We start from the raw sequence: 7,129 nt of genomic DNA on the forward strand, positions 1-7,129 counted from the left end.
CCCGGCACCGGGAGCGCTGTGACCGGCGGGCCGGCACCGGCGACCGGGTTTCCCGCGCGGCCGGGGAGCCCGGCTGTTCCCGGGCGGCCTGCCTGCCTCGGCATCTGTTTCTCCGCCTGTTTCTCCGCGCGGCCGGAAGCCGGCTTCCGGGGCGTCCGGGTCGGGCATGCTGGGCTGTGCGCTGTCGCCCGGGACGGGTCCGGGCCTTCGGGAGGTGTCGCATGGCCGCGGGAAGCGCTCCTGAGGCTGGGGTCCCGCGGCCGGCGCCGGGGCGGGTCCTGTGATCGGCCCCGTGGACGGCATCACGGCTGGCCCCGCGGGCGTGCCCACGGTGGATGCCGTCGACTGGCGACGGCTGCGGGCCGAGGCCGCCCGGGTGGCGACCCGTGCGTACGCCCCGTACTCACGGCTGCGCGTCGGTGCCGCCGCCATGGTGGACGACGGCAGGCTGGTCGTGGGCTGCAACGTCGAGAACGCCTCCTACGGCCTCACGCTGTGTGCCGAGTGTGTGCTGGTAGGGGCACTGCACACCGCCGGCGGCGGCCGGCTGGTGGCGTTCGCCTGCGTGGACGGCGCCGGCGCGCCGCTGCTGCCCTGCGGCCGGTGCCGGCAGCTGCTGTACGAGCACGGTGGCCCGGACCTCCTGGTGGCGACGGCCGGTGACCCGCGTCGGCTGGCGGAGCTGCTGCCGGACGCCTTCGGCCCCGCCGACCTGCCGCCACCGCCCGTCGCCCACGCCACCGGTGCCGGTGCCGGTGCCGGTGCCGGCACAGCCACCGCCACCGCCACCGGCCAGGACGCCCGCGCAGGACGGGATGGCGGTGGCTTTCCGTGACTTTTCACGTCGTCGACCTGATCCGGACGAAACGGGACGGCGGCAGCCTGCCCGACGCGGCCGTGGACTGGCTGATCAGCTCCTACACGGCGGGCGCTGTCCCCGACGAGCAGATGGCGGCCTATCTGATGGCCGTGGTGTGGCGCGGCATGCGGCCGGCGGAGCTGTCCCGGTGGACCGCGGCGATGGTCGCCAGCGGCGAACGGCTCGACCTGTCCGGGCTCGGCCGCCCGACCGTGGACAAGCACTCCACCGGCGGTGTCGGTGACAAGGTCTCGCTGGTCCTGGTGCCGCTGGTGGCGGCCTGCGGCGCGGCGGTGCCGCAGCTCGCCGGCCGCGGGCTCGGCCACACCGGCGGGACGCTGGACAAGATGGCGGCCATCCCCGGCTGGCGGGCCTCGCTGACGCCTGAGCGGATGCGTTCGGTGCTCACCGACGTCGGCGGGGTCATCGCCGCCGCGGGCGCCGGCCTGGCCCCGGCGGACCGGAAGCTGTACGCGCTGCGGGACGTGACCGGCACGGTCGAGTCGATCCCGCTGATCGCCTCGTCGATCATGAGCAAGAAGATCGCCGAGGGGACGTCCGCGCTGGTGCTGGACGTCAAGGTCGGCTCGGGCGCCTTCATGACGGCCCAGGCGCCGGCCCGGGAGCTGGCCGAGAACATGGTCACCCTGGGTGACGCGGCCGGGATGCGCACGGAGGCGCTGCTGACCGGCATGGACACCCCGCTGGGGCGGACCGCCGGCAACGCGCTCGAGGTCGACGAGGCGGTGGCGGCCCTGCGCGGTGGCGGCCCGGCAGACCTGGTCGAGGTGACGGTCACGCTGGCCAGACGGATGCTCGCCCTCGCCGGGCTGGCCGGCGGCCCGGATCCGGCGGACGTCCTCGCGGCGGGCCGGGCGCACGACGTGTGGCGACGGATGGTCACCGCGCAGGGCGGCGACCCGGACGCGCCCCTGCCCATGGCCCGGCACGTCGAAACGGTGCCCGCGCCCGCGACCGGCTTCCTGCGCCGGCTGGACGCGCGCGCCGTCGGCCTGGCGGCCTGGCGGCTGGGGGCGGGCCGGGCGCGCCAGGACGACGAGGTGTCGGTGGCCGCGGGCGTGCGGTGGTCCGCCGGCATCGGCGAGCGGGTCGTCGCCGGGGCGCCGCTGCTGGAGCTGCACACCGACGACCCGGCCCGGCTGGCCACCGCCCGGGCGGCCCTCACCGACGCCGTCGAGATCGCGGACACCCCGCCGCCCGTCCAGCCGCTCGTCCTCGACCACGTCCACCCGTAGGGCCTGCCTACTGGAGGGCCCCCGGTAGGCGTCCACCGGTGGGGCCTACCGGTAGCCCGGAGCCGCCCGGCTGCCCTACAGCCTGCGCATAGGCAGCCTGCGCATAGGCGTCCACCGGTAGAGCCCACCGGTAGGCGTCCACCCGCGGGCGCCGGCTGGCGGATGCCGGCCACCGGCATCCCGGATGCCCACCGATGATTTTCGCCGCTGATTCCTGTCGCTGATTTCCGTCGACGGATATTTTCACGGTGTATTATCCGCTTTGTTTCTTTCCGGGGGGTTCTCCCGGGCAATCCATGAATGGATCTTCTCTGGCGGGGCTCCGCCGACGGATCCTCCGTCCGGCTCGCCGACCGGGCGCGGGAACCGGGTAAGACGGCCGTGCCTTCGGATATATCTTCGGACGATGACCGTGTCCGTGTCCGTGCCGTCCCCGCCCACGCTGGAGGCCATCCGGCGGGTGCCCAAGGTGCTGCTGCACGACCATCTCGACGGTGGGCTGCGGCCGGCGACCGTCGTCGAGCTCGCGGACGAGGTGGGCTACGGCGGGCTGCCCACCGCCGACGTGGACAAGCTCGCGACCTGGTTCCGCGGCGGCGCCCACAGCGGGTCGCTCGTGCGCTACCTGGAGACGTTCAGCCACACCGTCGGGGTGATGCAGACCCCGGGCGCGCTCGCCCGGGTCGCCCGCGAGTGCGCCGAGGATCTCGCCGCCGACGGCATCGTCTACGCCGAGGTCCGTTTCGCCCCCGAACTGCACGTCGAGCGGGGGCTGGCGCTCGACGCGGTGATCGAGGCCGTCATCGACGGCTTCCGGGCCGGGTCGGCCGGTACCGGGCTGAAGATCCGCGCGCTGCTGACCGCGATGCGTCACGCGGCCCGCTCGCTGGAGATCGCCGAGGCCGCCGTCCGGTGGCGGGACAGAGGGGTTGTCGGTTTCGACATCGCCGGAGCCGAGGCGGGATACCCGCCGACCCGCCACCTCGACGCGTTCCAGTACATGCAGCGGGCCAACGGCCACTACACGATCCACGCCGGGGAGGCGTTCGGGCTGCCGTCCATCTGGGAGGCCCTGCAGTGGTGCAACGCCGACCGGCTCGGCCACGGCGTCCGGGTCACCGACGACATCACTGTCGACACCGACGCGAACGCGGCCCTCGGGCAGCTGGCCAACTATGTCCGGGACGTCCGGGTGCCGCTGGAGATGTGCCCGACGTCCAACGTGGACACGGGCGTGTGCGCGAGCATCGCCGAGCATCCGATCGGCCTGCTGCGCGGCCTGCACTTCCGGGTGACGGTCAACACCGACAACCGGCTGATGAGCGGGGTGACGCTGTCGAGCGAGTTCGCCGCGCTGGTGGACGCCTTCGGGTACGGATGGCCGGACATCCGGTGGCTGACGGTGAACGCGATGAAGTCGGCGTTCATCCCGTTCGACCAGCGGCTGGCGCTCATCAACGACGTGATCAAGCCTGGGTTCGCGCCGGTGTGCGGCGATGGGTGACCCGCCGCTCGCCGCGGCCGGCCCGGCCGCCCCGGATGGCCTGGCCGCCCCGGCCGGCCTGGCCGCCCCGGATGGCCTGGCCGGCCTGACCTTTCCGGACGGTCCGGATAGCCCGGACAGCCCGGACGGCCCGGATAGCCTGACCGTTCTGGATAGCCCGGACGGCCCGGATAGCCCGGACGGCCCGGATGGCCTGGCCGGTCCGGACGCCGGCTCCGGGCGGGCCGGGGCCCCCGGCGGTGCCGTGGCCGGGCCGGACGGGCGCCCGCGCTGCCCGTGGGCGCTGTCCGCGCCGGAATACATCTCCTATCACGACGACGAGTGGGGGCGCCCGGTCCGCGACCGGGCCGGGCTTTTCGAGCGGCTCAGCCTGGAGGCGTTCCAGTCCGGTCTTTCCTGGCTCACCGTCCTGCGTAAACGGGACGCCTTCCGGGCCGCGTTCGCGGATTTCGACCCGGTGGCCGTCGCGGCTTTCGGCCCGGCCGACGTCGAACGGCTGGCGGCGGACGCGGGAATCATCCGCAACCGCCGGAAGATTCTCGCGACAATCACCAACGCCCGGGCGCTGCTGGCGCTGGACGGGTCGTTCGAGGAACTAATCTGGTCGTTCCGGCCCGTGACCACGGCGGTGCCGCTGGTAACGGCGGACCTGCCGGCGACCACGGCCGAGTCGGCGGCGCTGGCCCGGGAACTGAAATCCCATGGCTTCGTCTTTGTCGGCCCCACGACAGCGTATGCGCTGATGCAGGCGTGTGGTCTGGTCAACGACCACCTTGCGGCCTGCGCGGTCAGGAGCTTACGGGGGTGACCGCCCCCGCGCCGCCGGTGCCGGCGGGCCGGCCCGTGCTCCAGGCCGCGCCGCGCGAACCAGACGAACCGGGCCGCTCCGCTAGCATGGCTGATCATGTCGGACGTGATGCTACTTGCGATTGTCAGTGTTGTCGTCACCGGCATCGGCGCGCCGGGGATCAGCGCCTTCTCCGGCCGTATGGAAACACGGCGCTCGCATCGTCTCGCCGTCCAGAAGGAATGCCGTGACGTGCTGGACTTCGCCGCCGAGCAGCTGACCCGGTCCCAACTGGTCACCGCCTACTGTATTTCACTGTGGTCCCGGGGGATAATGGACGGCGACGACGAGGCGAAAGAATATCTGAAGCGCCGGAACCACGCGAACGAAATGGCCCGGACCGCCTACGGGCGGCTGCGTGTCAGGTTCGGCCCGACCGCCCCGGTCACCCGTCACTACGACGACGCCATCGAGTGCATGCACCGCCTGACCGATGTGCTGCGGGGCTACCGCGCCGGCGACACCTACGGCGCCTGGGAGCACCAGGCCAGCGCCGAGTCCGCCGAACTGGCCACGGCCGGCAACAAGTTCCTCACCGCCGCGAAGAAGGCCCTCTCCGCCCAGCGGTAGACGTCGCCGCGGGCACCGGCGCTGTTCGGGGCACCGGCGCTGTTCGGGGCACCGGCGCTACGCCGGGACGTCGGCGTTGCTTGGGGCACCGGCGTTGCTTGGGGCACCGGCGTTGCTTGGGACGTCGGCGTTGCTTGGGGCACCGGCGTTGCTTGGGACGTCGGCGCTACTCCGGGACAGCGGCGAGCACGTCCCGGGTGGCGGACATGCCCAGCCTGGTCGCGCCGGCGCCGACGAGGGCGAGCGCCTGCTCGGCGGTACGGATGCCCCCGCTGGCCTTGATCCCGAGCCGTCCACCGACCGCCGCCGCCATCGCCCGCACCGCCCGCAGGCTCGCCCCGCCCGCCGGATGGAAGCCCGTCGACGTCTTCACGAACTCCGCCCCGCCGGCCTCCGCGGCCCGGCAGGCCGCCGCGATGCCGGCGTCCGGCAGCAGCGCGCTCTCGATGATCACTTTGAGGATCACGTGCGGCGGGACGGCCAGCCGTACCTCGGTGATCTCGGTCTCGATCGACCGCCAGTTCTCCTCCATCGCGCAGGCCAGGTCGATCACCAGGTCGATCTCGTCCGCGCCGTCGGCCACGGCCCGGCGGGCCTCCTGCGCCTTGACCATGGTCAGATGGGTGCCGTGCGGGAACCCGACCACCGAGGCCACGGCGAACGCCGGGTCGTCCGCCGCCGCCCGCTCGTCCTTCGGCCGGCCCCGGCGGGCCGCGGCGGCAGCCAGGTAGACGTGGGTGGGCGCGACACACACCGCGCCGACGCCCAGCTCGGTGGCCTCGCCGCACAGCGCGAGGATCTCCTCCCCGGTCGCCTCGGGGTGCAGCAGGGTGTGATCGATCATCCGGGCGAGTTCGGCCCGGCGTGGGGGAGCGGGAGGGCCCGGCACCGTCGCGCCGGTTCCACCGGTTCCGGCGGGACGGTCCGCTCCGGCTGGGAAGCTCGTCATAGCGTCCATCATTACGGGTGCGGTACGGGTGTGGTGGCAGCCGGAGTTCCAGCGGGCCAGGTGAGGGTCCTCGGACGGCGGGAGGCAGTTGTGCGGGTCGACGTCGTCGAACATCCGCTGGTGGCCGCGCGGCTGACCATGCTGCGCGACAAGGGGACGCAGCCACCGGTGTTCCGCGCGGCGCTGCGGGAGCTGTCCACGATGCTGATCTACGAGGCCGCCCGGGAGCTGCCGACGGTCCGCCACGCCGTGGCCACCCCGCTCACCCCGGCGGTGGGCAGCAGGCTGGCCATGGCGCCGATCGTCGTGCCGGTCCTGCGGGCGGGGCTGGGGATGCTGGAGGCGGCCCTCGGCCTGCTGCCCGAGGCCCGGACCGGCTTCGTCGGCCTGGCCCGGGACGAGCGGACCTTCCAGCCCCACGCCTACCTGGAGTCACTGCCGGCGAGCCTCACCGACTATCCCGTGCTGCTGCTCGACCCGATGCTCGCCACCGGCGGATCGGCCGCGCACTGCCTGAACCTGCTGGCCGGCCGCGGCGCTACCGGCATGGTTCTGGTCTGCGTACTCGCCGCCCCCGAAGGGGTCGCCGCGCTGGACGCGGGCGGCTTCGACGTCCGGATCGTCACCGCCTGTATCGACGAACGGCTCGACGACAACGCCTTCATCGTCCCCGGCCTCGGCGACGCCGGCGACCGCCAGTTCGGCGCCGTCTGACTCCGAGCCGCCCACCAGCGGCGCATGATCGTCAATTGTTTGTCGTTGTGTACGGTTTTCGGGCGAAAAAGCGTACACAACGACAAACAATCGCCGATCTTCTCCGTTCAGGGGCCGAGGAGCAGATGGTGGACGGTGGCGCGGAGCGTGGCCAGGCGGGTGTCCGCCTCGCGGCGGGCGCGTGCGAGGCCGTCGGCGTCCGCCGTGGGCTCGACCGGGACGGCCACCTCCAGATAGGCCTTGATCTTCGGTTCGGTGCCGCTGGGACGAACGACCACCCGTCCACCGTCCGTCAGCCGAAAAATGATCACATCAGCTGGTGGGACGGCACCGGCCGCCTGGCCGGGCGTAGACGGCACGGGTTCGGCGGCCGGGGCGGGTTCGGGTTCGGCGGTCGGGACCGGTGCAGGTGCGGCGGCCGGGACCGGGG

The 7,129-nt window shown here is 73.3% G+C and carries 7 protein-coding genes and 1 pseudogene; 6 read left to right on the top strand and 2 right to left on the bottom strand.

All coding sequences use genetic code 11. The annotated features are described in order from the left end of the window. Window positions 1-292: 292 nt before the first annotated feature. From AC5LUJ_RS05935 to AC5LUJ_RS05955, 5 genes are all read left to right on the top strand, one after another. Window positions 293-835, top strand: coding sequence for a cytidine deaminase (locus AC5LUJ_RS05935; RefSeq protein ID WP_250284565.1), 543 nt, complete (start codon window positions 293-295; stop codon window positions 833-835). Then, window positions 832-2,115 carry a thymidine phosphorylase gene (locus tag AC5LUJ_RS05940; RefSeq protein WP_250284564.1) on the top strand — a complete coding sequence of 428 codons (1,284 nt, stop codon included), beginning with the start codon at window positions 832-834 and terminating at the stop codon, window positions 2,113-2,115. Before AC5LUJ_RS05935 ends, AC5LUJ_RS05940 begins: the two co-directional genes overlap by 4 nt. A 406-nt stretch (window positions 2,116-2,521) precedes the next feature. Next, entirely contained in the window at window positions 2,522-3,619 is a 1,098-nt protein-coding gene (locus AC5LUJ_RS05945) for an adenosine deaminase (protein WP_250284563.1), read from the top strand. Window positions 3,620-3,812: 193 nt separating this feature from the next. Beyond that, window positions 3,813-4,427 carry a DNA-3-methyladenine glycosylase I gene (locus tag AC5LUJ_RS05950; RefSeq protein ID WP_445548267.1) on the top strand — a complete coding sequence of 205 codons (615 nt, stop codon included), beginning with the start codon at window positions 3,813-3,815 and terminating at the stop codon, window positions 4,425-4,427. 105 nt (window positions 4,428-4,532) lie between these two features. After that, window positions 4,533-5,036 carry a hypothetical protein gene (locus tag AC5LUJ_RS05955; protein ID WP_250284562.1) on the top strand — a complete coding sequence of 168 codons (504 nt, stop codon included), beginning with the start codon at window positions 4,533-4,535 and terminating at the stop codon, window positions 5,034-5,036. A 166-nt stretch (window positions 5,037-5,202) separates the two neighbouring features. Here AC5LUJ_RS05955 and deoC read toward each other — a convergent pair whose 3' ends face one another. After that, entirely contained in the window at window positions 5,203-5,985 is a 783-nt protein-coding gene (deoC, locus tag AC5LUJ_RS05960; RefSeq protein ID WP_493464592.1) for a deoxyribose-phosphate aldolase, read from the bottom strand. A gap of 90 nt (window positions 5,986-6,075) precedes the next feature. On the opposite strand from deoC, the gene upp reads away from it, so the two are divergent. After that, window positions 6,076-6,699: a uracil phosphoribosyltransferase gene (gene upp / locus AC5LUJ_RS05965; RefSeq protein ID WP_250284559.1), complete on the top strand. Its 624-nt coding sequence runs from the start codon at window positions 6,076-6,078 to the stop codon at window positions 6,697-6,699. Window positions 6,700-6,806: 107 nt separating this feature from the next. On the opposite strand, the pseudogene AC5LUJ_RS05970 reads toward upp, so the two are convergent. Then, window positions 6,807-7,129: pseudogene (locus tag AC5LUJ_RS05970) on the bottom strand (phospho-sugar mutase); the annotation flags it as partial.

Source organism: Protofrankia sp. CiP1_Cm_nod3 (genome assembly GCF_982290655.1).

What these genes read in the sequence shown, in the direction of transcription:
- AC5LUJ_RS05945 (WP_250284563.1), top strand. Translation starts at nt 2,522, where the DNA reads ATGACCGTGTCCGTGTCCGTGCCGTCCCCGCCCACGCTGGAGGCCATC.
- deoC (WP_493464592.1), bottom strand. Translation starts at nt 5,985, where the DNA reads ATGACGAGCTTCCCAGCCGGAGCGGACCGTCCCGCCGGAACCGGTGGA.